Consider the following 23,891-nt stretch of genomic DNA (forward strand, 5'->3'; position numbering starts at 1 on the left):
AGCGGCAGGGTTACGTAACACCATAAAATGATTGGGTTTTACGGCTATATCACTTGCTTTACTTTTTAAAAGAGAATATAAGTAAGAATTATTATTATTTGGTGTGGTGATAGAGATGAAACTGAAAATTCTTGCCTGTGCCGTTGCTTCCGTATTTGCCGTTTCCGCCGCCGGTACATATGCTGCGGAAACCGAAGGGAAGCCCAAAACCAAAATATCGACTGCAAAACTGGAAACCGTTACCGTAACTGCCGACCGCCACGCGCAGACTTTGGATAAGGCCGCGCCGAATGTGGCGGTGGTTTCGCGTAAAGATCTGGATAGTGCGGCGGCAGCTGATTTGGATGATGTGGTGCTGTACGAGCCGGGTGTGGACGTGCCGACCGACAACAGCCGCCGCGGCAATGCGGGGGTGAATATCCGCGGTATCGGCGGCAACCGCATTTTGATGATGGTGGACGGTATCCGCGTTCCCGAAGCCTATGCGGGCGGCGGCAGCAATGCGGCGGTTTCCGGCCGCGATTTGGTGGAAGCCGATACTTTGAAGCAGGTGGATATTGTGAAAGGCCCGTATTCTGCGCTGTATGGCAGCGATGCTTTGGGCGGCGTGGTCAATCTTTCCACCTATTCGCCTGCTGATTTTGTGGATGCCGAAAAACCGTTCCATTTCGGCCTGAAACACGGCTACCGCAGCCGCGACCGCAGCCACGGCGTAACGGCAACGGCGGCGGGCTATACGGAAAATGCACAAGGTTTGCTGATGCTCACGCACCGCCAAGGCCATGAAAGTAAAAACCGCGGCAGCGTCGATACGCGCAACGGCAGCCGTACCAAACCGAATCCGCAAGATTTCCGCAGTTACAATATCTTAGCTAAAGGCGATGCGGGCAATGAAAACCACCGCGTAGAAGCCTTGTTCGAGCATTTTTACCGCAAAAAAGAAACCGATTTGCTCAATACTTTGGGCACGGGTGCGCCGCGCGGTCCGCGGGTAACCACAACGACATCCAGTTCGTCGGACGACCGCGCCCGCCGCCAGCGTATCGAATTGGGCTACCGCTACCGCGGCGATTCCGCCTTGAAAGAAGCCAATGTCCACGTTTACCGGCAAAGGCTGAAATCGGAAGACGATGCGGTTACTGATGAAACCGCCCGCATGGCCGGACGCATCACTGAAGACGGAACCCGCTATTCCGATTACGGTTTCAACCAAACCACCCAAGGCATCAATACCCGCGGCGTGTTTGAAGCCGACACAGGCCGTCTGAAACACACCATTGTGGCAGGCGCGGAATTCAAGCAAACTGACACCGAGCGCACCCGCGAAAGCACCACGGTGGGGCGCGACGGCAGCATCAGCCATATGTACGCCGGTGCGCTGTATCCGAACAAAACCTTCCCCGATTCGCGCCGCCGCACACTCAGCCTTTATGCGCAAGACAGCTTGGCGTTTCCCAACGGCATCGTGCTGACGCCGGCCTTGCGTTTCGAGCATGAAAAGCTCAAACCGCAAATCGACCAAGCCTATCTGAACAGCAGGCCAGACAGCCTGCCGAAAGACTTTAACGACAGTTCGTTCACGCCCAGCCTGCGTTTGAGCGTGCCGTTCGGCGAGGCGTTTACCGGCTTCGCCACATATTCGCGCGGCTTCCGCACGCCGCCGTTTGATACGGCCACAATGTCGTTCAACAACAGCCAGCACGGCTATAAAGTGATTCCGAACAACAACTTGAAATCGGAACATTCCGACAGCGTCGAACTGGGTTTGAAATATAAAGACGGGCGCACCAAAGCGCAGGTAACCACCTTCTACAACCGTTACCGCGATTTCATCAACCGCACGCAGGTCGGGATTGAGCAGGGAGCAGGCGGCCGCCCGATTCGGGTGTTCAAATACGACAATCTGGATAAAGTAAAAACCTACGGCATCGAAGCCGCCGCCGCTGTGAAACTTAACGACAACTGGCAGGTCGGCACCAGCATCGCTTGGATGCGCGGCAAAGACGGCGAAGGCAAACCGCTGGACACCGCCTACCCGCTCAACGGCGTGCTGGGGGTGGATTACGCGCAAGAAAAATGGGGTGCAGGAACTAAATTGCGCTGGGCAACGGCGCAGAAACGCACCAGCAACCCCGCCTTTTTCAAAGCACCCGGCTACGGCGTGTGGGATGCGGGCGTTTGGTACAAGCCGCTTAAAAATCTGGAGCTTGGCCTGAATGTTTACAACATCGCCAACAAGAAATACTGGCAGCACGCCGACGTAGCGGGCGTGGAAAACCTCGGCACGATAGATACCTACACCCAGCCCGGCCGCAATGTCGCCGCTTCGTTGCAGTTGAAGTTTTAACCGTAATTTCAGACGGCCTCGATAGGGGTTTCAGACAGGCCGTCTGAAAAATATGGCCTCTGTGTTAAGGAATAAGCATGCAACCCACCCTCGAACAAACCGCCGCCCAGCTCCGTTGTCCGCATGGCGAGATGGGCAGAGCGTTCGGCCAGGCCATGAATTTGCGCAATCTTTCGCTGATTGTGAACGCGTTTTCCACGTTGGGTTTGAACGACGGCGACCGCGTTCTCGAATTGGGCTACGGCAACGGCGGCTTGCTGGGGTATGTGTTGTCGCTGGCGGCGCGGCTGCACTATACGGGCGTGGAAACTTCACCTTTGATGCACGAAGAAGCGGCGGCATTCAACCAAGCCTTTATCAACGCGGGGCTTGCCGATTACCATCTGTATAATGGCGCGGAGTTGCCGTTTGCCGACCATGCGTTCGACAAAATCATCAGCATCAATACGCTTTATTTTTGGGAACATCCGGCGGCGTTAATGGAAGAAATCTGCCGCGTGCTCAAAACCGGCGGGCGTTTGTGCCTGAGTTTTTGCGGGAAAAACTTTATGCAGACGCTGCCGTTTTGCGCTTACGGGTTTACGCTTTACGAACCGCATGATGTCGTGGCGCTGACCCGCGGCCTGCCTTTGCGCCTGTGTTTTCAGATGGCCAGACAAGATAAGGCGGTGGATAAAAGCGGCAATCTGACCGACCGCGTTTATATAGAAATGCTGTTTGAAAAAACGGCATAATGTCATGTTTTTCAAACAGGCGTTTTTGATGTTCAAGAGGCCGTCTGAAAAAGCACAGACAAAAAAGAAGGAGCAGAATCGAATGAATCTTTGGGAGCAATACCAAGCCAACAAAGCCCAAAAGAAGGGCATGTATTTCCCGCGCGAAGCCGCCGCCGATTTGGGCGTGAGCGAAGGCGCGCTGATGGCCGACGCGCCGGAAACGGTTTATCTCGGCGGCAAAAACCATGTGCGCGACATCGTGTTGAAACTGCACACGCTGGGTTTGGTGCAGTGCATCGTGCGCAACAGCGTGTGCGTGCACGAAAAGCAGGGCGTGTATGAAAACGTGAGCATGGCGCCGACTTCGGGCATCGCCGTGAACGTAGGCGGCATCGACCTGCGGATTTTTCCGGCGCGCTGGCATCATGTGCTGGCCGTTACCAACCGCGACGGCGAAAAAGTGTCCCGCTCGATTCAGTTTTACGACGAATTCGGCGTATCCGTGCAGAAAGTCTTTATGCGTGAAGAGGGCAAAGAAACCGAGTGGCAGGCTTTGCTCGACGCGTTCCGCACCGAAGGCAAGCCCGAATTCCAAACCGGCGAACTGCCGCCCGTAACCGCCTCGCCCGCGCTGCCGTCTGAAAAAGAAGCCGCGTTTCAAGAGCGTTGGAACGAATTGAAAGACGTGCACCACTTCGGCGGCCTGTTGGAAACATTCAATCTCGACCGCCAAACCGCCTACCGCCACGCCCCCGAAGGCGCAACCAAACTGCTGAATCACGACGCATGGCAGCAAGTGCTCGAAGCCGCCCGCGACCGCGGCATCGAAATCATGATTTTCGCCGGCAACCGCGGCCTCGTGCAGATTCAGACAGGCAAAGTGCACAACGTCGTGCGCGCCCGCGGCTATCTCAACGTGCTCGACGGCAAAGAAGAAGGCTTCAGCATGCACCTGAAAGACGACGAAATCGTCGAAACTTGGGTGGTGCGCCGCCCGATACGTGACGGCTTTGTTACCTGCGTGGAAGGTTTCGACAACCGCCGCAAAACCGTGATTCAGATTTTCGGCAGAAGACAAGAAGGCGAGCCGGAACTCGAAGCATGGCGCGAGATTACCGATAAGCTGCTGGCAGGTTGATGCTTGGTAAGGTTTTCAGACAGGCATCGAGGCCGTCTATAGTCAATCAACTTAACTTTTACTACGGCGTTGCTGCGCCTTGCCGTACTATTTGTACTGTCTTCGGCTTGCTGCCTTGTATTAAAAATGTGTTGATTGACTATAAAGTAGGACGGGCATCCTTGCCCGCCGTGTGCCCGACAAATAAAAAGCCCAAATTCGGCAGGCAAGGATGCCCGCCTCACCGAACAGCATGAAGTCTTAACCAAACCTTTCAGACGGCCTCCTCCATACACCGAAGGCCGTCTGAAAACCCCATATCCCAAAAGGAAAAACACATGAAAAAAACCATCTTCGCCGCCGCCGTATTGTGCGCCGCCCTGCAAACCGCCTACGCCCAACGCATCGTGGTGATGTCGCCCGACGTGGCCGATATCGTTGTCGCATTGGGTGCTACCAACGAAATCGTTGCCCGCGACCAAACCGTTCAAAACCCCGTGTTGAAAAGCAAACCCAGCATCGGCATTCACCGCCAATTAACCGTCGAGCCGATTATCGCCGCCAAACCCGACGTGGCAATCGGTTCGTGGATGGTGCAGCCGGCCACCATTTTCGCCAACCTGAAAAAAGCCGGTGTCAATGCCGTGAACGTTGCCCCCGACGACAGCATCGCCGCCTACCCTCAAAGCATCCGCGCCGTGGGCAAACTGATTAACAAAACCGCCCAAGCCGACGCATTGGCCAGCAAATGGCAGGCCGAAATGAAACAGCAGTCGCAAAACGGCAAACGCTATCTTTTCAGCTACGACGGCCGCATCGTCGCCGGTAAAAACACCGCCGCCGACGAAATCATCAAACGCGCAGGCGGCATCAACGCGGCAGCCAGCCTCGACGGCATGAAACCGCTCAACCGCGAAGCATGGATCGCCGCCAAACCCGACGTGATCATCATCGCCGACCACCACGAAAAACTGATCGGCGGCACCAAACAATTCGCCGCCCGCCCTGAAATCGCCGGCAGCAACGCCGCCAAAAACGGCAAGATTTATCTGTGGAAAGCCAACGATATGTTCCGCTACGGCTTGGATACGCCGCAGGTTGTGAAAAAGTTGAACGGGTTGGCGAAGTAGCGCGGCCGGTTTTCAGACGGCCTCGATCAATCGCGGAGGCCGTCTGAAAATACTCCAAGTAGGGCGGGCATCCCTGCCTGCCATGTACCCGATCAATAAAAAGCCCAAATGCGGCGGGCAGGGATGCCCGCCCTACGGTTATGATTCTTTCAGACGGCTTGCATGGAGTAAATAACAAGAGGCCGTCTGAAACAAACGCTTACCCACTTACTTTCCTGATTATGAAATTCCGAAATTTAATTCTCTGCCTCATCTTTACCGCCGCGCTTGTTTGGTTCTGTGCCGGTATCGGTTTCGGCGAGTGGCAGCCGCCGCACCGGATGGACGAAACCGTGCAAAGCATACGCCTGCCGCGCGTCGCCACCGCGCTGTTGGTCGGCGCGGCTTTGGCGGCGGCAGGGGCGGCGTTGCAGGCTTTGTTTGAAAACCCGCTGGCCGACCCGAGCCTGATCGGCACTTCCGGCGGCGCGGCATTGGGGGTGATTATCGTGCTGGCGTTCGGCGTGGGAGCGATCGGCGTGCCGCTGGCCGCTTTTGCCGGAGCGTTGGTGGTGTGCCTGCTGATTCTCGCCATACACCGTTTGTTTGGCGGCGGCACGTTGGGGCTGCTGGTGCTGGGCTTTGTGTTGAGCGCGTTCTCGGCGGCCATCGTGAGCCTGATTCTGTTTTTATCCGACGACATGGTATTGCGCAGCGCAACCATTTGGTTATCGGGCAGTTTGGCCGAAGCGGGATTTACTTCACCGTTGTATGCTGCGCTGGTGATGGCGGTCGGGCTGGTGTTGCTGTTTTGGGCGGGCAAGCGGCTGGATTGTTTGATGTTGGGCGAAGACACGGCGGTCAGCATGGGGATTTCGGTTAATGCGACGCGGGTACAAACCGTAGTCGGCGCGGCTTTGCTCACTGGTGCGGCGGTTTCGTTATCGGGCGTTATCGGCTTTCTCGGCATGATGGTGCCGAACGTGCTGGCGCAAGCGGTTGGCGGGCGGCGCAGCAAATTGATTCTGCTTTCGGCATGGCTGGGGGCGGTGTTTTTGCTGGCGGTGGACAGTGCGGCACGCTGGATAACCTATCCGGTCGACGTGCCGGTCGGCATCATCATTGCCTTGCTGGGTGGGCCGTTTTTTATGTGGCTGTTTGTCAAACCGATGCGGAAAGGATAAATCATGGAAAACATTTCTTTCCGAATCAGCCGCTTAAATGTGGAAACCAAAGGAAAAACCATTCTTTCCGTGGAAGAATTATCGCTGCCGAACGATTGCTGCACCGCCATCATTGGCCCCAACGGAGCAGGCAAATCCACTTTGCTGAAAGCCTTGATACGGCAAGCGGGGAAAGGCAATGTCAGCCTATTCTGTGCCGATGTCGCCCCGCAGCTCAAGCAGGGCAAAGTGGCTTGGGTCGGCCAGCACGGGCAATACCAGATGCCGCTTACCGTGCGCGAATACATCGAGCTGGGCCGTTATCCGCATACTTTCCGCACCCACAAAGACCGCGAGCAAACGCAACGGCAAGCCGATGAATTGTTGGATTATTTCGACCTTTCCGGCTTGGCTGAGAAACGTATCGGCACGCTTTCCGGAGGAGAACAGCAGCGCGCCAACATCATCCGCGCGCTGCTGCAAAACGCCCCGATACTGCTGCTCGACGAACCGTGCAATCATCTCGATATCCGCCACCAGCACCGTTTGATGCAATACTTAACCACACACGGCAAGCATTTCAGCACGGTGATGGTGCTGCACGACTTGAACCTTGCCGCCCGTTACGCCCGCCACATTATTTTGATGAACAAAGGCAAAATCGTTTCCACCGGCAGCGTGGACGAAGTGATGCAGTCCGAACGGCTGCAAGCCGTTTACGGTTGGGAAATCCATCGGATTCAAGACGGGCAGGGCGTGTATTTCAGGGTTTGACCGCCGAGGCCGTCTGAAAACGGTGCCAACATGGCAAAAGCCGAGTAAAATACGCTTCTTTCTTTTTTAATATCAGGCCGTCTGAAAAGTTTTGCGAGGCTGAAACTTTTCAGACGGCCTCTGAACAACTTCTTGCAAATTATCAAAACAACATGACCGAACAAAACCGACACAACGAATCCCAAGTGCCTGAACAATACAAACGCAGCATCCGCAGTTTCGTTTTGCGCCAAGGCCATATGACCGCCGCCCAGCAAAAAGCCATCGACACTTTATGGCCGGATTTCGGTATAGATTATCAAACCGATGCCATTGATCTGAATCAGCGGTTCGGGCGGGATAATCCCAAAGTGCTCGAAATCGGCTTCGGCATGGGTGTGGCAACGGTGGAAATCGCCAAACGCCTGCCCGAAAAAGATTTTTTAGCCATCGACGTACACGGCCCCGGTGTCGGCAATATCTTGAAACTGATTGAAGAAGAGCAGGTGAGCAACATCCGCGTGATGCGCCACGATGCCGTGGAAGTGGTGGAAAATATGCTGGCGGACGGCAGTTTGGACGGCATTCATATTTTCTTTCCCGATCCGTGGCACAAAAAACGCCACAACAAACGCCGCTTGGTTCAAAGCCCGGTTATTGCCAAACTTCTGCCGAAACTGAAAACAGGCGGTTACATTCATCTGGCTACCGACTGGGAAGAATACGCCGTGCAAATGTTGGAAGTGTTGGGCGGTTTCGGCAATTTGCGCAACACCGCCGAAGATTACGCGCCCACGCCCGATTACCGCCCTGAAACCAAATTCGAAGCCCGCGGCAAACGCTTGGGGCACGGAGTATGGGATTTGGTGTTTACCAAAGCGGAATAAAGCCAAATAAAGGCAGCATATAAAAGTAAAAGGCCGTCTGAAAAAGTTTCAGACGGCCTTTTTTGTATCGTTAACCAATCAAAGCGGCCGGTTGCGTTTGCCGAAATAAACAAACCCGATAATGCCGAGAACAATCATCGGCACACTCAGCCATTGCCCCATCGATAAGCCCAAAGTCAGCAAACCGAGGTAGTCGTCGGGTTGGCGGGCAAACTCGGCGATAAAGCGGAAGATGCCGTAGCCTGCGAGAAACACCATCGACACTTGCCCGATCGGACGCGGTTTTTTCGAAAACAACCATACGATAACAAACAGGCTGATGCCTTCTAAGGCAAACTGGTAAAGCTGCGAAGGATGGCGGGGCAGCATGCCGTATTGCGCCAGCCATTCCGCCCATTGCGGGTTATGGGCGGCAGAGGTTAAGTCTTCATGGGCGGCTTGCGGAAAGCCCATGGCCCAGAATGCGTTGATGTCGGTAACGCGGCCCCACAGTTCGCCGTTGATGAAGTTGCCGATGCGTCCGGAAGCCAAACCCAGCGGCACCAGCGGGGCAACGAAATCGGCCACGCGCCAGAAGCCGATATTGTGCCTGCGCCCGAACAGCCACATGGCGGCGAGCACGCCTAAAAAACCGCCGTGGAACGACATACCGCCTTCCCATACTTTAATGATGTCGGCGGGATTGGCAAGGTAGTAGGAAAATTTGTAGAACAGCACGTAGCCCAAACGCCCGCCCAAAATCACGCCGAATACGCCGTAGGTGAGCAGGTCGTCGAGCATTTCTTTGGTGAAAACGGAGTTGCCTTGGGCGATGCGCCGTCTGCCGAGCAGGATAAACAGAACAAATGCCAGAATGTAGCTGAGTGCATACCAACGCACGGCAAAGGGGCCGATGCTGAACAATTCGGGGCTGAACTGTGGATGTATCATCATAATGATTATCGCCTTCGTGTTTTTAAGGCGGCCATTATAACAGTTGGGCAGGAGCTTGGGGGCGCGCGGCCGTTCGGGAGGCTTTATCGGCGGATCGGATGGCAGGCGGCATACGGGAGGCCGTCTGAAAAGGCCGGCAAGGCGGGTAAGCTGCTTTTTCAGACGGCATTTTGCTTCTTTAATAACCGTTAATCCGGCGTTGTGAAACGCGCATTAACAAATATTGACTAATGTCAAAGCGTGGGTTTAAATGCCGCTACAACCGTTTTTCGGGCGGCTGTGAAATAGAAAAAGAAACGATTGATGCCGTATTGCGTGAAGCAAGCGGTTTTTTTAAAAGCAAGAAATTGAGGTTTATATGGGTAATTTTAATCCGATGTACGTAACCTTCGGAATTTATCTGATTGCCGTGCTGCTGATCGGCATGGCGGCCTATTATTCCACCCGCAGTTTTGACGACTATATCCTCGGCGGCCGCAGCTTGGGCAGCTTCGTAACGGCCATGTCGGCGGGGGCTTCCGATATGTCGGGCTGGCTGCTGATGGGTCTGCCCGGGGCGATTTACGTCGGCGGCTTGAGCGAAGCATGGATTGCCATCGGCCTGACGATAGGTGCCTATTTCAACTGGCGTTTGGTGGCGGGCCGCCTGCGCGTGCATACCGAATACAATAACAACGCCTTAACGCTGCCCGATTATTTTTTCAACCGCTTCGGTGCGCAAGGCAAGGCGATGAAAGTGATTTCGGCAGCCATCATTCTGTTTTTCTTCACGATTTATTGCGCTTCCGGCATTGTGGCCGGAGCACGCCTGTTCCAAAGCCTGTTTGACGTTACCTACACGCAAGCCATGTGGCTCGGCGCGGGCGCAACTATTGCCTATACCTTTATCGGCGGCTTCTTGGCGGTGAGTTGGACGGACACGATTCAGGCCACTCTGATGATTTTCGCCCTGATTCTGACCCCGATTATGGTGTATCTGGCCTTGGGCGGTGCCGATGAAATGAACGCCGCCATCCAAAGCGTGGCCGTTTCCACCGGCAAAGAATACGGCAGCCTGCTGGCCGGCACCACGCTGATGGGCATTATTTCCACCGCCGCATGGGGCTTGGGTTATTTCGGCCAACCGCACATTCTGGCGCGCTTTATGGCGGCGGAGAACGTGAAATCGCTGGTATCCGCCCGCCGTATCGGGATGACGTGGATGATTCTGTGTTTGGCCGGTGCCTGTGCGGTAGGCTATTTCGGCATTGCCTATTTCGGCGGCAATCCCGATCAGGCGGTGGCGATGGGCGGCAACAACGAACGCATTTTTATTGCGCTTACCACGCTGCTGTTTAACCCGTGGATTGCCGGCATCATTCTTTCGGCGATTCTGGCGGCGGTGATGTCCACTTTGTCTTGCCAACTGCTGGTGTGTTCGAGTGCGATTACCGAAGATTTCTACAAAGGCTTCCTGCGCCCCGATGCGCCGCAAAAAGAATTGGTGTGGATCGGCCGTTTGATGGTGCTGGCCGTGGCCGTGATTGCCATCATTATCGCCGCCGACCCCGAAAGCAAGGTGCTGGGCTTGGTGTCTTACGCATGGGCCGGTTTCGGCGCGGCATTCGGGCCGGTGGTGATTTTATCGGTGTTTTGGAAACGCATGACCGCTCTCGGCGCGCTGGTCGGCATGATCGCCGGTGCTGTGGTCGTGGTGGCGTGGAAACCGTTAACCGGCAGCAGCCTGTATGAAATCGTGCCCGGCTTCATCGCCTGCTTTATCGCCATTGTGGTAGTGTCGCTTTTGAGCAAGGCACCGCAAAAAGTGCAGGATAAGTTTGAGGAAGCCGACAAAGCATACCGCTTGGCGAAATAGCCGGCAGGTTACGAAGAGGCCGTCTGAAAGTTTTTCAGACGGCCTCTTGCATGGGATCGGAGAAATATCGGCTGCGGCGTGATGGCGGTATCACAATGATATACAATACCGCATCCCTCTTTTCAAACAAGGAACAACATGTTTACCGGCATCGTACAAGGCATGGGGCGGATTACGGCCGTTCGCAAACCCTCCGCCGATTTCCGCACGCACACTGTCGAGCTGCCCGCAGAAATGGCGCACAACCTGCAAATCGGCGCATCAATCGCCAACAACGGTTGCTGCCTGACCATTACCAAAATCAACGGCAGGGAAGTGGATTTCGATTTGATGGCGGAAACGCTGGCCAAAACCAACCTCGGTTTGCTTGAAGCGGGCAGCTTGGTAAACCTCGAACGCGCCGCCCGTTTCGGCGACGAGATCGGCGGGCATCTGATGAGCGGCCATATTATCGCCACCACCGCCATTACCCGCATCGAGCAAAACGAACACAACCGCACGGTTTGGTTTGTTCTGCCTGCCGAATTGAAACCTTATATTTTAACGAAAGGCTTTGTCGGCTTGGACGGTTGCAGCCTGACCATCGGCGAGGTGGGCGATACCGAATTCAACGTCCATCTGATTCCCGAAACTTTGGAGCGGACTTTGTTCGGCAGCCGCAAAACGGGCGATGTGATCAATATCGAAGTGGATCCGCAAACCCAAGCGGTGGTGGATACCGTGATGCGGGTTTTGGCGGAGCGCGACGGCAAGGCGGTTTGACGAGGCTTGCCGCTCCGTATTGATCGGCAAACACGGTTAGGAAATTGCATTTGCAACCTTTTTCTGCGCCATGCCGTTCAGGAACAAAATTTAAGGCCGTCTGAAAACATTATGTTTTGTTTTCAGACGGCCTTTTCCGATTGCTTATCTTACTGTCCGCGCAAAAACAGCGCGTCCAATTCTTTCAAAGTGAGCTTCACCCAAGTGGGTCGGCCGTGGTTGCATTGGTTGCTGCGCGGCGTGTTTTCCATGTCGCGCAAGAGGGCGTTCATTTCCGGCAGGGTAAGCTGGCGACCGGCGCGCACGGAGCCGTGGCAAGCCATGGTGGAAAGGATTTGGTTTTCACGCGCCTCGATGGTTTGCGAACTGCCGTTTTGGTCGATTTCGCGCAACATGTCGCGGGCGAGCGAGGCCACGTCGCTTTTGCCGAGCATGGCGGGCACGGCACGCACGGCGATGGTGTTGCCGCCCATGTCGGAAAGCTCCAAGCCGAATCCGCGCAAGGCTTCGGCGTGGTCGGCAAGGGCGGCGGTTTCTTCGTGGCTGGCGGCGAAGGTTACGGGAATCAGCAACCGCTGGCTTTGCAGGCTGCCGAGGGTGTCGCGCTGGGTTTTCATTTTTTCGTAGTTTACCCGTTCGGCGGCGGCGTGCATGTCCACCAGCAGCAGGCTGTCTTCGGCTTGGGCAAGGATATAGATGCCTAAAAGCTGGGCGATGGCAAAGCCCAACGGCGGCAGTTCGGGCGCTTGTGTTTCTTGATGCGGGGCATGGTTTTCAGACGGCCTCTCCGCTCCGAAACGGGCTTGCTCAAACTGGCTAAGCTCGATGTCTTCGTTCGGTTCGGTTTTGCGGTATAGCTCGGCGTAAGTGTTTAAGGCGGCACGGCTTTCGCGTAGAGAGAGGGTGCGTTGCTGCGGTGCGCGGGCGGCGGAATAGGGCGCGGGTGCGGATTTGCCGCCGAAGCCGCCGAAATGTTGTTGCTGCGGCGGCGTAGTCAGGTTGAGGCCGTCTGAAAGGTTTTCCGACGCGCTGGGGTTTTCAGACGGCATCGTTACGCCCAGCATTTCGTGCAATACGCTGCCGGCGTTGCTCACGCTTTCGGTTTGGTCGGCACGGGTGTCGGCAAGGGCTTTGTTGAGGGTGTGGAACACCAGTTGGTGCACGGCTTGGCTGTCGCGGAAACGGATTTCGGTTTTGGTGGGGTGCACGTTTACATCCACCGCTTCAGGCGGCAGGTCGAGAAACAGCACGAAAGCGGGCGTGAGGGCGTTGTGCAACACGTCGCGGTAGGCTTGTTTCACGGCGTGCAGCATCACTTTGTCGCGCACGAAACGGCGGTTGACGAAACAATACTGCTTGTCGGTTTTGCCTTTGGCAAAGGTGGGCTTGGCGATGAAGCCGTGGAGCCGCATGATGCCTTCGCCGCTGTCGATTTCCAAAGAGGCCGTCTGAAAATCGTCGCCTACGATGGCGGCGACGCGTTCCCGCAAACTCTGTGCTGGCAGTTTGAAAATACTTTTACCGTCGCGTTTGAGTGAAAAAGCAATGTGCGGATGTGCCAGCGCGAGGCGTTCGAGCATGGTGGCGCAGTGGGCGTATTCGGTGTTTTCGGATTTTAAAAACTTGCGCCGCGCGGGGGTGTTGAAGAAAAGCTCGGCCACTTCCACGGTGGTGCCGACGGGGTGCGCCGCCGCACCGCTTTCGCTGAGTTTGCCGTCTTCCGCTTTTACCTGATTGGCGTGTGCGCTGCTTTCGGTGCGGCTGGTAAGCGTGAGGCGGCTTACCGATGCGATGCTGGCCAAGCCTTCGCCGCGAAAACCCATGCTGGCAACGTGTTCCAAATCGGTGAGCGATTTGATTTTGCTGGTGGCGTGGCGGTGCAGGGCGAGGGAAATGTCGTCGGCGTGGATGCCGCTGCCGTTGTCGGTAACGCGAATCAGCCTGATGCCGCCGCCGGCAAGCTCGACATCAACCGCCGTTGCGCCCGCGTCGATGCTGTTTTCTACGATTTCTTTCAAGGCGCTGGCGGGGCGTTCCACCACTTCGCCGGCGGCGATTTGGTTGATAAGATGGTCGGGCAGGGCGGCGATGCGGTTCATTGCGCTTCCTTCGGGTTAAACGGTTTCAGACGGCCTATTATAAACGTAAGGCCGTCCGAATGCTTTTCAGACGGCCCGTGTGGGAATTATCGAGAGCGTTTGCCTGCGCGTTTGGCGCGGATCACTTCGATCACGCCGGGCAGCACCGAAATCACGATAATCGCGCCCAGCACTAAGCCCAGATTGTTTTTCACCACCGGAATATTGGCGAAGAAATAGCCCGCGTAGGAAAACAGCACCACCCACAAAACGGCGCCGATCACGTTGAAGCGGATAAAGCGGCCGTAGTGCATGTGCGCCATGCCTGCTACGAACGGGGCGAAAGTGCGCACGATGGGCACAAAGCGGGCGATGATGATGGTTTTGCCGCCGTATTTCTCGTAAAACTTGTGGGTTTTGTCGAGATAGCTGCGTTTGAAGATTTTGGAATCGGGGTTGGCAAACAGCTTGGCACCGAAGTATTTGCCGATCATAAAGTTCACCGCGTCGCCGATGATGGCTGAAGCAATCAGCAGCGCCACCATCACATGGATATTCATTTCGCCGATGGCCGCAATGCCGCCGGCGGCGAACAGCAGCGAATCGCCCGGCAGAAACGGCGTAACCACCAGCCCCGTTTCGCAGAAAATAATCAGAAACAGAATGGCGTAAATCCACGCGCCGTATTGTGCGGCCAGCTCGGTAAGGTGCTGGTCGATATGCAGGATAAAGTCGATGATGGTTGAAATAAATTCCATGTGGGTGCTTTCGGTTGATGAATATAGAGGCCGTCTGAAAACGGAATCAAACAGCTTTCAGACGGCCCCGCCGTATGTGAAGTTCGTCATTTTAAGTGAAAACTTTAAATTCTGCCAAACCGTTGCCGCGGCTTGCCGCTGTTTGTTGAAACAACGTACAATGTGCCGTCTGAAAGCCGTCTGAAAACCTTTTCCGTGAACCAGCTCATATTCGATTTTGCCGCCCGCGATTACCCTTCGTTCGATAAATTTTTGGGCACTTCCAACGCCGAACTCCTGCACGTTTTGCAACAGCAGCACGGGCAGTTTATTTACGTTTGGGGGCAGGAAGGTTCCGGCAAAAGCCATCTTTTGCAGGCTTGGGTGGCGCAGGCTTTGCAGGCGGGGCACAACGCCGTTTACATCGATGCCGCCCGCATGCCGCTTACCGACCAAGTGCTTGAAGCCGACTATCTGGCGGTGGATCAAGTCGACAAACTCAACGACGGCGAGCAGGCGGTATTGTTTGAAGCCTTCAACCGCTTCCGCAACAGCAAACACGGCTTTCTGTTGCTGAGTGCCGACGTGCCGCCGCCGCAACTGGTGATTCGCGAAGACTTGCGCACACGCATGGGCTATTGTTTGGTTTACGATGTCAAACCTTTGAATGACCAAGAAAAAATCAATGCATTAGTGAGCATGGCGGCGGCGCGACAATTAACCGTAGAACCGGAAATCTTCCAATACCTGCTCAACCATTGGCGGCGCGATATGGACAGCCTCATGCAGATGCTCGACACGCTCGACAACTACGCCGTGATGATGGGCAAACGCATCACCCTGCCGCTTTTGCGCCAACTCTTAAAACAACAGGAAACAGAATGAAAAACCTCGCCATTTTCGATTTGGACAACACCTTGATCAACACCGATTCCGACCATTCTTGGCCGCAATATCTGATGAAAAAAGGCGTGGTCGATGTCGAACACACCCGCGCCCAAAACGACAAGTTTTACCGCGACTACCAAAACGGCTGTTTGGATATCGACGAGTTTCTCAAATTCCATCTCGAACCTTTAAGCCGCTTCAGCCAAGAAGAATTGGCCGAAATGCACCGCGAATTTACCGCCGAATTTATCGCCCCGCACATCTCGCCGATGGCTAAAATGCTGGTGCAGAGCCACCGCAACGCAGGCGACGAACTGCTGGTCATCTCTTCCACCAACGAATTTATTATTACCCCGATTTGCCGTCTGTTCGGTATCGAAAACATTATCGGCACACAGCTCGAAACCGGTTCAGACGGCCGCTATACGGGCAATTACGTCGGCACGCCAAGCCTGAAAGAAGGCAAAATCACCCGCCTGAACGAATGGTTGGCAGCACGCGGCGAAACGCTTGAAAGCTATGGCAAAACCTATTTTTACAGCGATTCCAAAAACGATTTGCCGCTGCTGCGTTTGGTGAGCGACCCCGTAGCCGTCAACCCCGATGAAACCTTGCAGCAGGAAGCCGAAGAAAAAGGCTGGCCCGTGCTGAATTTTCGATAAGGCCGTCTGAAATGCCCCAATTCAAACCTGTTGTCGTCGTAACCACTGCGCCCAACCGCGAAGAAGCCGAACGCATCGGCGGTCTGCTGCTGGAAAACCGTCTCGCCGCCTGCGTGCAATACGAAACCATCCGCAGCCAATATGTGTGGGACGGCGAATTGTGCAACGACGAAGAAATCCGCATCGTGATTAAAACCGCCCGCTGCCACTATAAAGCGGTGGAAAAAACCATCGTGCAAAACCACAGCTACGACTGCCCGCAAATTCTGATGCAGCCGGTGGGCAGAGGCTTTGTGCCGTATCTGCGCTGGATGCGGGAGCAGTTGGGTTTGTAGCGGTTAAGACGGCGGATAAAGTATTCAAATTTTAAGTTAAGAGGCCGTCTGAAAAAGCTGTTTTACGGCTTTTTCAGACGGCCTCTTGTTTTCCTATTTACCTATCGTTAGCGGGCCGAGTTTAAAACACGTTTGATGAAAATCAGCACGCCGGCGGCAAATGCGGCCAATCCGAGCAGAGAGGCGGCGGTTTCCCAGTTTTCCAAACCTAGTGCCAACGGTGCGTCGGAACCGCCGCTGGTAACGGATGCGGCAATGATGAAGGCCAAAATCACGCCGATCAAGCTCTCGCCGACGATCAAACCGGCGGCAAACAGTGTGCCGGTGCGCTCGGCATGGCGCTGGTGGCGTTCGTTGTTGTCGCTATAACGCGAACGGATGGTGTATTTGATGAAGGCGGCAACCAAAGCACCGATAAAGATCGGCATGTTGACAGAAGGCGGCAAATAAATGCCCATGCCCACCGCCAGCACGGGCAGGCTCAGTTTGTGCGCCGAGCTTTTCTTCAGCACTAAGTCCGCGATAATCAGGATGATACCGATGACAACGCCCGTGAAAATGTATGTCCATTGCAGATTGTGCGCAAAGATACCTTGGGCAATGGTGGTCATCAGCGTGGCTTGCGGGGCGGCGAGTGCTTGGGATGCGTCCATATTCGGGCGCGGCAATGCGCCGGTAAAGCCGTAGGCTTGATAAAGGATTTCCAACACGGGTGCGATAACCAGCGAGCCGACCACACAGCCGATAATCAGCGCAACCTGTTGCCGCCACGGTGTCGCTTTAACCAGATAGCCGGTTTTCAAATCTTGGAGGTTGTCGTTGGAAATCGAAGCCACCGAAATCACTGCCGAGCCGCAGAATAAGGTGAGTGCAAGCATAAACTGGCGGCTGCCTTCGTCGGCAAACAGGCCGGACGAGTCGCCGATCAGCAGCAACACCAATGAAATGGCCAAGATGGAAATAATGCCGATACCGGAAATCGGGCTGGATGAAGAGCCGACCAAACCAGCCATGTAACCGCAGGCGGCGGCGACTAAAAAGCCGATAAAAGAAGTGAGCAGCGTACACACGATAACCAGCAGCCAAGCTAAGCCGGCGGGAATGGCGGCTGCTTCGATAAAGTGGTAAAAGCTGAACGCCAACACCAACATCATGCCCAAAGTCCATAAAATCATGGCTTTGGGCGATAAATCCTGCTCGATGCGTTCGGTGGAGGCGTGCGTGCCGCTACGGAATGCACGGAACGAGAGGCGCATGCCTTCCATCATCGGTTTGAACAGCGTAATCAGTGTCCAAATGGCGGCGATACCGATGGTGCCCGCGCCGATAAAGCGTACTTTTTCTTTCCAAAGCTGCAAGGCGTAAGCGGCCATTTCCATGTCGGCGGGCTGCGGAACGGAAGACGAGAAATAAGGCACGGCCACGCCCCACGCGATAAAGATGCCGAACAGGATGGCGATGCCGCCGGTCAGCCCCACCAGATAGCCCGCACCGAGCAAGGCGAGCGAAAAGCCCATCGGCAATTGGAAAATGGCATTGCCCGATTTGAACCAATAACCGGCGCTGTCGGCAATTACGCGCAGGCCGTTGCTGAGAAAACTCATCAAGCCGGCCAGCACGCTGCCCGCGGCGATTTCTTTGATGCCGCTGCCGCCGTTTCGGGCGGTTTCGTCTCCGTCCGCATCGTCTTGCAGTTCGCCGCTGCCTACTTTCAGAATTTCGGCGGCCGCCACGCCCTCAGGATAGGGCAGGTTGCTTTTCACCACCATGGCGTAGCGCAGCGGAATGGTAAAAATAACCCCCATGATACCGCCCGCCATACACAGCAGGGCGGTTTGCCAAAACGGAAAACCGTTCCAGTAGCCTGCCATCAGCAGACCGGGCAAAACGAAAATGATGGTGGAAAGCGTGCCCGCAGCCGAAGCCTGCGTTTGCACCATATTGTTTTCAAGAATGTTGCTGCCTTTGGCGAATTTCAAAATCGCCATCGAAATAACTGCAGCAGGAATGGAAGAAGCGAAGGTAAGGCCGACTTTCAAGCCGAGATAAACGTTGGAAGCTGTGAATACAACGGTAATCAACGCACCTAAAATCATGCCGCGCAATGTCAATTCGCGGTATCCCGAATAGGGATCATGACGGTGTGATTGTTGGGACATAATTTCATTCTCCTGATTGGAAGGCTTTATATTGTTTCGGAAAACAAAAGCTGTCAAGAAATGTTAGAGTTGTTAACCAACGTAAATATTAATATGTTATGTTTATTCCTATTGCAAAGGCCGTCTGAAAACCTGTTTGAAGTTTTTCAGACGGCCTTTTGCTTCTTTGGCCGGAGCCGATCTTATGCCTTGTTATTTAACCGTTTTGTTGCCTTCGACAATTTTCAGGCCGGCGGAAACCAAGCTGCCGATGTCGGCCACGTTGGCGGGCATAATCAGCGTGTTGTTTTCTTTGGCCAGTTTGCTGAAGGCTTCTACATATTGCTCGGCCACTTTCAGGTTCACGGCCTCGTTGCCGCCCGGAGTTTGCAGAGCATTGGCAACGGCGCGGATGGCGTCGGCGTTGGCTTCGGCCACGAGGCGCAGGGCTTCGGCTTCACCTTGGGCGCGGTTGATTTTGGCGATTTTTTGGCCGTTCGATTCGTTGATGGCGGCCTGCATTTCCCCTTCGGACTGCTGGATTTCGGCTTCGCGCTGGCCGCTGGCAAGGTTGATTTGTTCGATTTTGCGGCCTTCCGATTCGGCGATACGGGCGCGTTTTTCACGTTCGGCGGTGATTTGCGCCTGCATTGCGCGCAGGATTTCTTGCGGCGGTACCAAGTCTTTGATTTCGTAACGCAATACTTTCACGCCCCACGATACGGCGGCTTCGTCGAGCGCGGAAACGACGATGCTGTTGATTTCGTCGCGCTCTTCAAAGGTTTTGTCCAATTCCATGCGGCCGATAACCGAACGCAGCGTGGTTTGGGCAAGCTGGGTAATTGCCATGATGTAGTTGCTCGAACCGTATGAAGCGAGTTTCGGGTCGGTTACTTGGAAATAGATGATGCCGTCGACGGTAAGCTGGGTGTTGTCGCGGGTGATACACACTTGGCTCGGCACGTCGAGCGGAATTTCTTTTAGCGTGTGCTTGTAGGCGATGCGGTCGATAAACGGAATCAGAATGTTCAGACCGGGCGTGAGCACTTTGTAGAAACGGCCCAAACGCTCCACCACATAGGCCTCTTGCTGCGGCACCACGGTAAATGCTTTGAAGCCGAATACGATCACGGCGATGAGGATTAAAATCGGAAAGCTGAGAAACAGGTTGAGATCCATGATGATTCCTTAAATCACAATTAAATCAGAGTATTAATTCAGGTGGATAAGCAGAAAGTTACCGTTTTTGCCGGTAATCACGGCGGTTTGAGGGGCGGACGTGCCGGCTGTGTTTTCCGCCTGCGCCTGCCAAAGCGTGCCGCGGTAGTGCACTTCATACAGGTTGCCGTGCAGATGGCGCAGAATCTGCACCGTTTGCCCGATGTCCAAATCGTTGCGGGCGGATTCTTCCACGGGCGGGCGGCGGTGTTTTTTAATCCAGCCGTGTGCCCACCAAACGCCCACGGCGGCCAGCACGGCGGCGGTGATGATGCTGGCGGCGAGGCTGTCGAACAGCCAAGCGGTCAAGCCCGCACCGAACAGGGCGGCGCTGACCACCAACAGATAAATCGTGCCGACAAACAGTTCGACAATCAGCACCAATACGGCGGCGATAAACCAAGCAATCATAGGTTGCCCCCTTCGTTGTTTCAATCGAATCAATGATAAAGATTCTCGGCGAAAATTCAATGTTTTCGGCGGGAACGGTAGAAAGGCCGTCTGAAACGGTTTGCGCAAAGAGTTTTCAGACGGCCTTTTAAACGGAAACGGTTTATTTCTCGGCGTTCAACACCCGTTGGCGGCGGGTTTCGCTCAACACCATGCCCGCGGTTACCGATACGTTCATGCTTTCCACCGTGCCGAACATGGGCACGGAAACGAGCATGTCGCAATGTTCGCGGGTGAGGCGGCGCATGCCTTCGCCTTCGTTGCCCATCACCCATGCGATGCTTTCGGGCAGTTTGGCGTGATAGAGATCGGCTTCGCCGCCCATGTCGGTGCCGACCACCCAGATACCGTATTCTTTCAATTCGCGCAGGGTGCGGGCAAGGTTGGTTACGGTGATGTAGGGCACGGTTTCGGCCGCGCCGCAGGCCACTTTGCTCACGGTGGCGTTCAGCCCCGCGCTTTTGTCTTTCGGCGCAATCACGGCGTGAACGCCCATCGCGTCGGCGGTACGCAGGCACGCGCCGAGGTTGTGCGGGTCGGTGATGCCGTCGAGCACCAGCAGCAGTGCCGGTTCGCGCAGGTTTTCCAACACGTCTTCGAGGTGGACGTGGTTTTTGGAGGCGTCGATAAAGCCGACCACACCTTGATGGCGCGCGCCTTTGCTGATGGTGTTTAAGCGTTCGGCGGCGGCAAAATGCACGCGCACGTTTTCGGCGGCGGCTTTTTCCAGCACTTCGCGGGTGCGGGTGTCGTGTTTGCCTTCTTGGACATACAGTTCGGTAATGCTTTTCGGGTTTTGCCACAATCGGGCGTTCACGGCGTGGAAGCCGTAGATAAGTCGTTGGTTTGCCATGTTTTGCTTTGTAGTGAAGGTTTCAGACGGCATTATACAGGGTTTGGAGGGGAAAGACTGCTCTCAGGCCGTCTGAAAAAGCCAAGCGGAGCAGATTGATATACAATGTTTTCATTTTTCAGACGGCCTTTTCATCATGCAGATTTACTTAGTCGGCGGAGCCGTGCGCGATGCTTTGTTAAACCTGCCCGTTACCGACCGCGATTGGGTGGTGGTGGGGGCGGACGCGGCCGATATGCTGGCGGCAGGCTTTCAGCCGGTAGGCAAAGATTTTCCGGTGTTTCTCCACCCCGAAAGCCACGAAGAATATGCGCTGGCGCGTACCGAACGCAAAACCGCCAAAGGTTATGCCGGCTTTGCGTTTTACGCCGCCAAAGACGTAACGCTGGAGCAGGATTTGCTCCGCCGCGACTTAACCATCAACGCCATGGCGCAGGATTCGGACGGCCTCGTTATCGATCCTTTCGGCGGGCGGCGGGATTTGCAGCATAAAATCCTGCGCCACGTTTCCCCCGCTTTTGCCGAAGACCCCGTGCGGATTTTGCGCACCGCCCGTTTTGCCGCCCGCTACGGGTTTGACGTTGCGCCGGAAACGATGGAACTGATGAAGCGGATGGTGGAAAACGGCGAAGCAGACGCGCTGGTGGCCGAGCGGGTATGGCAGGAGTTGGCGAAAGGGCTGATGGAAAAGCAGCCGCGCCGTATGTTTGAAATTTTACGCGAATGCGGCGCGTTGGAAATATTGCTGCCCGAAGTCGACGCGCTTTTCGGCGTGCCGCAGCGTGCCGATTACCATCCGGAAGTAGACAGCGGCATCCACACCATGATGGTGCTGCAATGTGCCGCCGATATGGATTTGAGCCTGCCCGAACGTTATGCCGCGCTGCTGCACGATTTGGGCAAAGCGCGAACGCCCGCCGACATTCTGCCCAAACACCACGGGCACGACCTTGCCGGTGTCGAACCCGTGCGCGCCGTCAACGCGCGCTGGAAAGTGCCCAAACATTGCGCCGAGCTCGCCGAATTGGTTTGCCGCTGGCACATCATGTTGCACAGCGTCGGCGAATTCAGGCCAGCTACCGTGTTAAATACTTTGAAAAAAGTAGACGCGCTGCGCCGCCCCGAACGTTTTCAGACGGCCTTGAACGTATGCGTGGCCGATGCCAGAGGCCGTCTGAACCGCGAAAACTCGCCGTATCCGCAACGCGAACATTGGCTGGATTTGCTGGCGGCGGCAAACGATATCGACACCGCCGCCATTGTCGCCGCCCATGCAGGAACGCCGCAGAAAATCGCCGAGGCGATCGACAAAGCGCGTTTGGAAAAAATCAGGCCGGTTCAAGAGGCCTACAAAGCACGGGTGCAAAGCGGGCATCGGTAAACCGGCAAAGTTTCAAGTTGAGTGTTTTTCAAACGTTTGAGGCCGTCTGAAAACTTTATTTATCCATGCTCACGCCGAAGTGCAGGTAGCTGCGTTCGGTAGCCATGCGCCCGCGCGGGGTGCGTTGCAGGAAGCCTTGTTGGATTAAATACGGTTCGATAACGTCTTCGATGGTGTCGGTGGATTCGCCGATGGCGGCGGCGATGTTTTCCAATCCGACCGGGCCGCCGCTGAATTTGTAGATTACGGCTTCGAGGAATTTCCTGTCCATCACGTCCAAGCCCACCGCATCGACATCGAGCATGCTTAAGGCGGCATCGGCGGTTTCGGCGTTAATCAATCCCTGATTTTTCACTTCGGCGTAATCGCGCACGCGGCGCAGCAAACGGTTGGCGATGCGGGGTGTGCCGCGGCTGCGGCGGGCGATTTCCATTGCGCCTTCTTCGCCCATGTTCAACTGCAAAAGCTGGGCGGAACGGGCGACGATGGTGGCCAAGTCGTTGTGTTCGTAAAATTCCAAACGGGAAACGATGCCGAAACGGTCGCGCAGCGGGTTGGTAAGCATGCCGGCGCGGGTAGTTGCGCCCACCAGCGTGAACGGCGGCAGGTCGATTTTCACCGAGCGGGCGGCGGGGCCTTCGCCGATCATGATGTCGAGTTGGTAGTCTTCGAGTGCGGGGTAGAGGATTTCTTCCACCACGGGGCTGAGGCGGTGGATTTCGTCGATAAACAATACGTCGTGCGGCTCGAGGTTGGTCAACAGGGCAGCCAAATCGCCGGCGCGTTCGAGCACGGGACCGCTGGTTTGGCGCAGGTTTACGCCCAACTCTTTGGCGATGATATGTGCCAGCGTGGTTTTGCCTAATCCGGGCGGGCCGAACAGCAGGGTGTGGTCGAGTGCTTCGCCGCGTTTTTTCGCCGCTTCGATAAAGATGGCAAGCTGTTCTTTGGCTTTGTGCTGGCCGATGTAATCGCCCAACGTTTTCGGGCGCAGGGCGCGTTCGAGCAGCTCTTCTTGGGCGGAGATGCTTTGGGCGGTGATGATGCGTTGCGGTTGTGCCGCGCTCAGGTTGTCGGTTTGCAGCATGGTGTACGGCTCGTGTGGTTAAAGGTTTCGAGGCCGTCTGAAAACCGTGCTTTCAGACGGCCTCTCGAATCATCGGTTTCAAGCTCTGTCGCGGGTTTGCCGCCAGACCAGATAATCCCGCAGCGGCGGCATGGGCGGGTTGATGCAGTGCGGGCATACGCCGGTGATGTCTTCGTCGTCGTCTTCGATGTGCAGGGCGTTGGGGTCGAACCGCGCCTGCTGCATCACGGCTTGCGCCAATGCCTGCTCTTGCACGACGTCGAATTCGAAACCGCTGAGGATTTCGCCCAGCAATTCGTGTTCCGCCGTGCTGAAGTTTTCGCTGTTGACGGTAATCAGGCGCAGATAGTCGCTGTTGCTGATTTTTCGGTGCAGTAACTCAATATTCATTATTCGGGCCGTCTGAAACGGTTTAGGGCAGA

23 protein-coding genes are annotated in these 23,891 nt (G+C 55.5%); 13 read left to right on the plus strand and 10 right to left on the minus strand.

Annotated elements, in window-relative coordinates; genetic code table 11:
- Window positions 1–115 precede the first annotated feature (115 nt).
- The 7 genes from Q0X97_RS02425 to trmB all read left to right on the plus strand — a co-directional run bounded on the left by Q0X97_RS02425 (window position 116) and on the right by trmB (window position 8,092).
- Entirely contained in the window at window positions 116–2,347 is a 2,232-nt protein-coding gene (locus tag Q0X97_RS02425) for a TonB-dependent hemoglobin/transferrin/lactoferrin family receptor (RefSeq protein WP_302065675.1), read from the plus strand.
- Window positions 2,348–2,424: 77 nt separating this feature from the next.
- The gene (locus Q0X97_RS02430; RefSeq protein WP_302065674.1) at window positions 2,425–3,081 is read left to right on the plus strand and encodes a class I SAM-dependent methyltransferase; all 657 of its coding nucleotides are present in this window, start codon (window positions 2,425–2,427) and stop codon (window positions 3,079–3,081) included.
- Between the two features lie 82 nt (window positions 3,082–3,163).
- Window positions 3,164–4,201 (plus strand): ChuX/HutX family heme-like substrate-binding protein, encoded by a 1,038-nt coding sequence (locus tag Q0X97_RS02435; protein ID WP_302065673.1) that lies wholly within the window; start codon window positions 3,164–3,166, stop codon window positions 4,199–4,201.
- A 317-nt stretch (window positions 4,202–4,518) separates the two neighbouring features.
- Entirely contained in the window at window positions 4,519–5,310 is a 792-nt protein-coding gene (locus Q0X97_RS02440; protein WP_302065672.1) for a hemin ABC transporter substrate-binding protein, read from the plus strand.
- A 221-nt stretch (window positions 5,311–5,531) separates the two neighbouring features.
- Window positions 5,532–6,473, plus strand: coding sequence for an iron ABC transporter permease (locus tag Q0X97_RS02445; protein WP_302065771.1), 942 nt, complete (start codon window positions 5,532–5,534; stop codon window positions 6,471–6,473).
- 3 nt (window positions 6,474–6,476) lie between these two features.
- Window positions 6,477–7,226, plus strand: coding sequence for an ABC transporter ATP-binding protein (locus Q0X97_RS02450; protein ID WP_302065671.1), 750 nt, complete (start codon window positions 6,477–6,479; stop codon window positions 7,224–7,226).
- A 152-nt stretch (window positions 7,227–7,378) separates the two neighbouring features.
- The gene (trmB, locus tag Q0X97_RS02455; RefSeq protein ID WP_302065670.1) at window positions 7,379–8,092 is read left to right on the plus strand and encodes a tRNA (guanosine(46)-N7)-methyltransferase TrmB; all 714 of its coding nucleotides are present in this window, start codon (window positions 7,379–7,381) and stop codon (window positions 8,090–8,092) included.
- 78 nt (window positions 8,093–8,170) lie between these two features.
- Here the strand turns inward: trmB and lgt are convergent, their stop codons facing one another.
- The gene (gene lgt, locus Q0X97_RS02460; RefSeq protein ID WP_302065669.1) at window positions 8,171–9,025 is read right to left on the minus strand and encodes a prolipoprotein diacylglyceryl transferase; all 855 of its coding nucleotides are present in this window, start codon (window positions 9,023–9,025) and stop codon (window positions 8,171–8,173) included.
- A 34-nt stretch (window positions 9,026–9,059) separates the two neighbouring features.
- A complete protein-coding gene (locus tag Q0X97_RS02465) occupies window positions 9,060–9,194 on the minus strand; it encodes a hypothetical protein (protein ID WP_302065668.1) in 135 nt (44 codons plus the stop codon).
- A 189-nt stretch (window positions 9,195–9,383) separates the two neighbouring features.
- Between Q0X97_RS02465 and putP the strand changes: the two genes are divergently transcribed.
- Both putP and Q0X97_RS02475 read left to right on the plus strand, forming a co-directional pair.
- Window positions 9,384–10,880 carry a sodium/proline symporter PutP gene (gene putP / locus Q0X97_RS02470; protein ID WP_302065667.1) on the plus strand — a complete coding sequence of 499 codons (1,497 nt, stop codon included), beginning with the start codon at window positions 9,384–9,386 and terminating at the stop codon, window positions 10,878–10,880.
- 138 nt (window positions 10,881–11,018) lie between these two features.
- A complete protein-coding gene (locus Q0X97_RS02475; RefSeq protein ID WP_302065666.1) occupies window positions 11,019–11,642 on the plus strand; it encodes a riboflavin synthase subunit alpha in 624 nt (207 codons plus the stop codon).
- Between the two features lie 149 nt (window positions 11,643–11,791).
- Here the strand turns inward: Q0X97_RS02475 and mutL are convergent, their stop codons facing one another.
- Window positions 11,792–13,741: a DNA mismatch repair endonuclease MutL gene (gene mutL / locus Q0X97_RS02480; protein ID WP_302065665.1), complete on the minus strand. Its 1,950-nt coding sequence runs from the start codon at window positions 13,739–13,741 to the stop codon at window positions 11,792–11,794.
- Window positions 13,742–13,827: 86 nt separating this feature from the next.
- Window positions 13,828–14,478 carry a DedA family protein gene (locus Q0X97_RS02485; RefSeq protein ID WP_302065664.1) on the minus strand — a complete coding sequence of 217 codons (651 nt, stop codon included), beginning with the start codon at window positions 14,476–14,478 and terminating at the stop codon, window positions 13,828–13,830.
- 195 nt (window positions 14,479–14,673) lie between these two features.
- On the opposite strand from Q0X97_RS02485, the gene hda reads away from it, so the two are divergent.
- From hda to cutA, 3 genes are read left to right on the plus strand one after another with little or no spacing between them, the layout of a single operon-like run.
- Window positions 14,674–15,342 carry a DnaA regulatory inactivator Hda gene (hda, locus tag Q0X97_RS02490; protein ID WP_244743147.1) on the plus strand — a complete coding sequence of 223 codons (669 nt, stop codon included), beginning with the start codon at window positions 14,674–14,676 and terminating at the stop codon, window positions 15,340–15,342.
- The gene (locus Q0X97_RS02495; RefSeq protein WP_302065663.1) at window positions 15,339–16,007 is read left to right on the plus strand and encodes an HAD family phosphatase; all 669 of its coding nucleotides are present in this window, start codon (window positions 15,339–15,341) and stop codon (window positions 16,005–16,007) included. The genes hda and Q0X97_RS02495 overlap by 4 nt, the downstream gene beginning before the upstream one ends.
- Window positions 16,008–16,018: 11 nt before the next feature.
- A complete protein-coding gene (gene cutA / locus Q0X97_RS02500) occupies window positions 16,019–16,342 on the plus strand; it encodes a divalent-cation tolerance protein CutA (RefSeq protein WP_302065662.1) in 324 nt (107 codons plus the stop codon).
- 107 nt (window positions 16,343–16,449) lie between these two features.
- On the opposite strand, the gene Q0X97_RS02505 is transcribed toward cutA, so the two are convergent.
- The 4 genes from Q0X97_RS02505 to rlmB form a co-directional block, all read right to left on the minus strand.
- Complete coding sequence (locus Q0X97_RS02505) at window positions 16,450–18,501, minus strand: OPT family oligopeptide transporter (protein WP_302065661.1); 2,052 nt, start codon at window positions 18,499–18,501, stop codon at window positions 16,450–16,452.
- Between the two features lie 192 nt (window positions 18,502–18,693).
- The gene (locus tag Q0X97_RS02510; protein ID WP_302065660.1) at window positions 18,694–19,659 is read right to left on the minus strand and encodes an SPFH domain-containing protein; all 966 of its coding nucleotides are present in this window, start codon (window positions 19,657–19,659) and stop codon (window positions 18,694–18,696) included.
- Window positions 19,660–19,692: 33 nt separating this feature from the next.
- Complete coding sequence (locus Q0X97_RS02515) at window positions 19,693–20,109, minus strand: NfeD family protein (protein ID WP_302065659.1); 417 nt, start codon at window positions 20,107–20,109, stop codon at window positions 19,693–19,695.
- A 142-nt stretch (window positions 20,110–20,251) separates the two neighbouring features.
- Window positions 20,252–21,001 (minus strand): 23S rRNA (guanosine(2251)-2'-O)-methyltransferase RlmB, encoded by a 750-nt coding sequence (rlmB, locus tag Q0X97_RS02520; RefSeq protein ID WP_302065658.1) that lies wholly within the window; start codon window positions 20,999–21,001, stop codon window positions 20,252–20,254.
- Between the two features lie 136 nt (window positions 21,002–21,137).
- On the opposite strand from rlmB, the gene Q0X97_RS02525 reads away from it, so the two are divergent.
- Window positions 21,138–22,382: a multifunctional CCA addition/repair protein gene (locus Q0X97_RS02525; protein ID WP_302065657.1), complete on the plus strand. Its 1,245-nt coding sequence runs from the start codon at window positions 21,138–21,140 to the stop codon at window positions 22,380–22,382.
- A gap of 55 nt (window positions 22,383–22,437) precedes the next feature.
- Here Q0X97_RS02525 and ruvB read toward each other — a convergent pair whose 3' ends face one another.
- Both ruvB and Q0X97_RS02535 read right to left on the minus strand, forming a co-directional pair.
- On the minus strand, window positions 22,438–23,469 hold the full coding sequence (gene ruvB, locus Q0X97_RS02530) for a Holliday junction branch migration DNA helicase RuvB (protein ID WP_085362462.1): 1,032 nt from the start codon (window positions 23,467–23,469) through the stop codon (window positions 22,438–22,440).
- Between the two features lie 78 nt (window positions 23,470–23,547).
- Complete coding sequence (locus Q0X97_RS02535; RefSeq protein WP_244738475.1) at window positions 23,548–23,859, minus strand: hypothetical protein; 312 nt, start codon at window positions 23,857–23,859, stop codon at window positions 23,548–23,550.
- Window positions 23,860–23,891 lie beyond the last annotated feature (32 nt).

It is taken from the genome of Neisseria sp. MVDL19-042950 (assembly GCF_030504625.1).
In the GTDB taxonomy this organism is placed as follows: domain Bacteria; phylum Pseudomonadota; class Gammaproteobacteria; order Burkholderiales; family Neisseriaceae; genus Neisseria.

Coding starts and splice junctions, on each gene's coding strand:
- Q0X97_RS02425 (WP_302065675.1), top strand. CDS start 116: ATGAAACTGAAAATTCTTGCCTGTGCCGTTGCTTCCGTATTTGCCGTT.
- Q0X97_RS02435 (WP_302065673.1), top strand. CDS start 3,164: ATGAATCTTTGGGAGCAATACCAAGCCAACAAAGCCCAAAAGAAGGGC.
- Q0X97_RS02505 (WP_302065661.1), bottom strand. CDS start 18,501: ATGTCCCAACAATCACACCGTCATGATCCCTATTCGGGATACCGCGAA.
- trmB (WP_302065670.1), top strand. CDS start 7,379: ATGACCGAACAAAACCGACACAACGAATCCCAAGTGCCTGAACAATAC.
- mutL (WP_302065665.1), bottom strand. CDS start 13,741: ATGAACCGCATCGCCGCCCTGCCCGACCATCTTATCAACCAAATCGCC.
- Q0X97_RS02440 (WP_302065672.1), top strand. CDS start 4,519: ATGAAAAAAACCATCTTCGCCGCCGCCGTATTGTGCGCCGCCCTGCAA.
- rlmB (WP_302065658.1), bottom strand. CDS start 21,001: ATGGCAAACCAACGACTTATCTACGGCTTCCACGCCGTGAACGCCCGA.
- ruvB (WP_085362462.1), bottom strand. CDS start 23,469: ATGCTGCAAACCGACAACCTGAGCGCGGCACAACCGCAACGCATCATC.
- Q0X97_RS02445 (WP_302065771.1), top strand. CDS start 5,532: ATGAAATTCCGAAATTTAATTCTCTGCCTCATCTTTACCGCCGCGCTT.
- Q0X97_RS02535 (WP_244738475.1), bottom strand. CDS start 23,859: ATGAATATTGAGTTACTGCACCGAAAAATCAGCAACAGCGACTATCTG.
- Q0X97_RS02495 (WP_302065663.1), top strand. CDS start 15,339: ATGAAAAACCTCGCCATTTTCGATTTGGACAACACCTTGATCAACACC.
- Q0X97_RS02450 (WP_302065671.1), top strand. CDS start 6,477: ATGGAAAACATTTCTTTCCGAATCAGCCGCTTAAATGTGGAAACCAAA.
- putP (WP_302065667.1), top strand. CDS start 9,384: ATGGGTAATTTTAATCCGATGTACGTAACCTTCGGAATTTATCTGATT.
- cutA (WP_302065662.1), top strand. CDS start 16,019: ATGCCCCAATTCAAACCTGTTGTCGTCGTAACCACTGCGCCCAACCGC.
- Q0X97_RS02510 (WP_302065660.1), bottom strand. CDS start 19,659: ATGGATCTCAACCTGTTTCTCAGCTTTCCGATTTTAATCCTCATCGCC.
- Q0X97_RS02485 (WP_302065664.1), bottom strand. CDS start 14,478: ATGGAATTTATTTCAACCATCATCGACTTTATCCTGCATATCGACCAG.
- Q0X97_RS02515 (WP_302065659.1), bottom strand. CDS start 20,109: ATGATTGCTTGGTTTATCGCCGCCGTATTGGTGCTGATTGTCGAACTG.
- lgt (WP_302065669.1), bottom strand. CDS start 9,025: ATGATGATACATCCACAGTTCAGCCCCGAATTGTTCAGCATCGGCCCC.
- Q0X97_RS02465 (WP_302065668.1), bottom strand. CDS start 9,194: ATGCCGTCTGAAAAAGCAGCTTACCCGCCTTGCCGGCCTTTTCAGACG.
- Q0X97_RS02475 (WP_302065666.1), top strand. CDS start 11,019: ATGTTTACCGGCATCGTACAAGGCATGGGGCGGATTACGGCCGTTCGC.
- Q0X97_RS02525 (WP_302065657.1), top strand. CDS start 21,138: ATGCAGATTTACTTAGTCGGCGGAGCCGTGCGCGATGCTTTGTTAAAC.
- Q0X97_RS02430 (WP_302065674.1), top strand. CDS start 2,425: ATGCAACCCACCCTCGAACAAACCGCCGCCCAGCTCCGTTGTCCGCAT.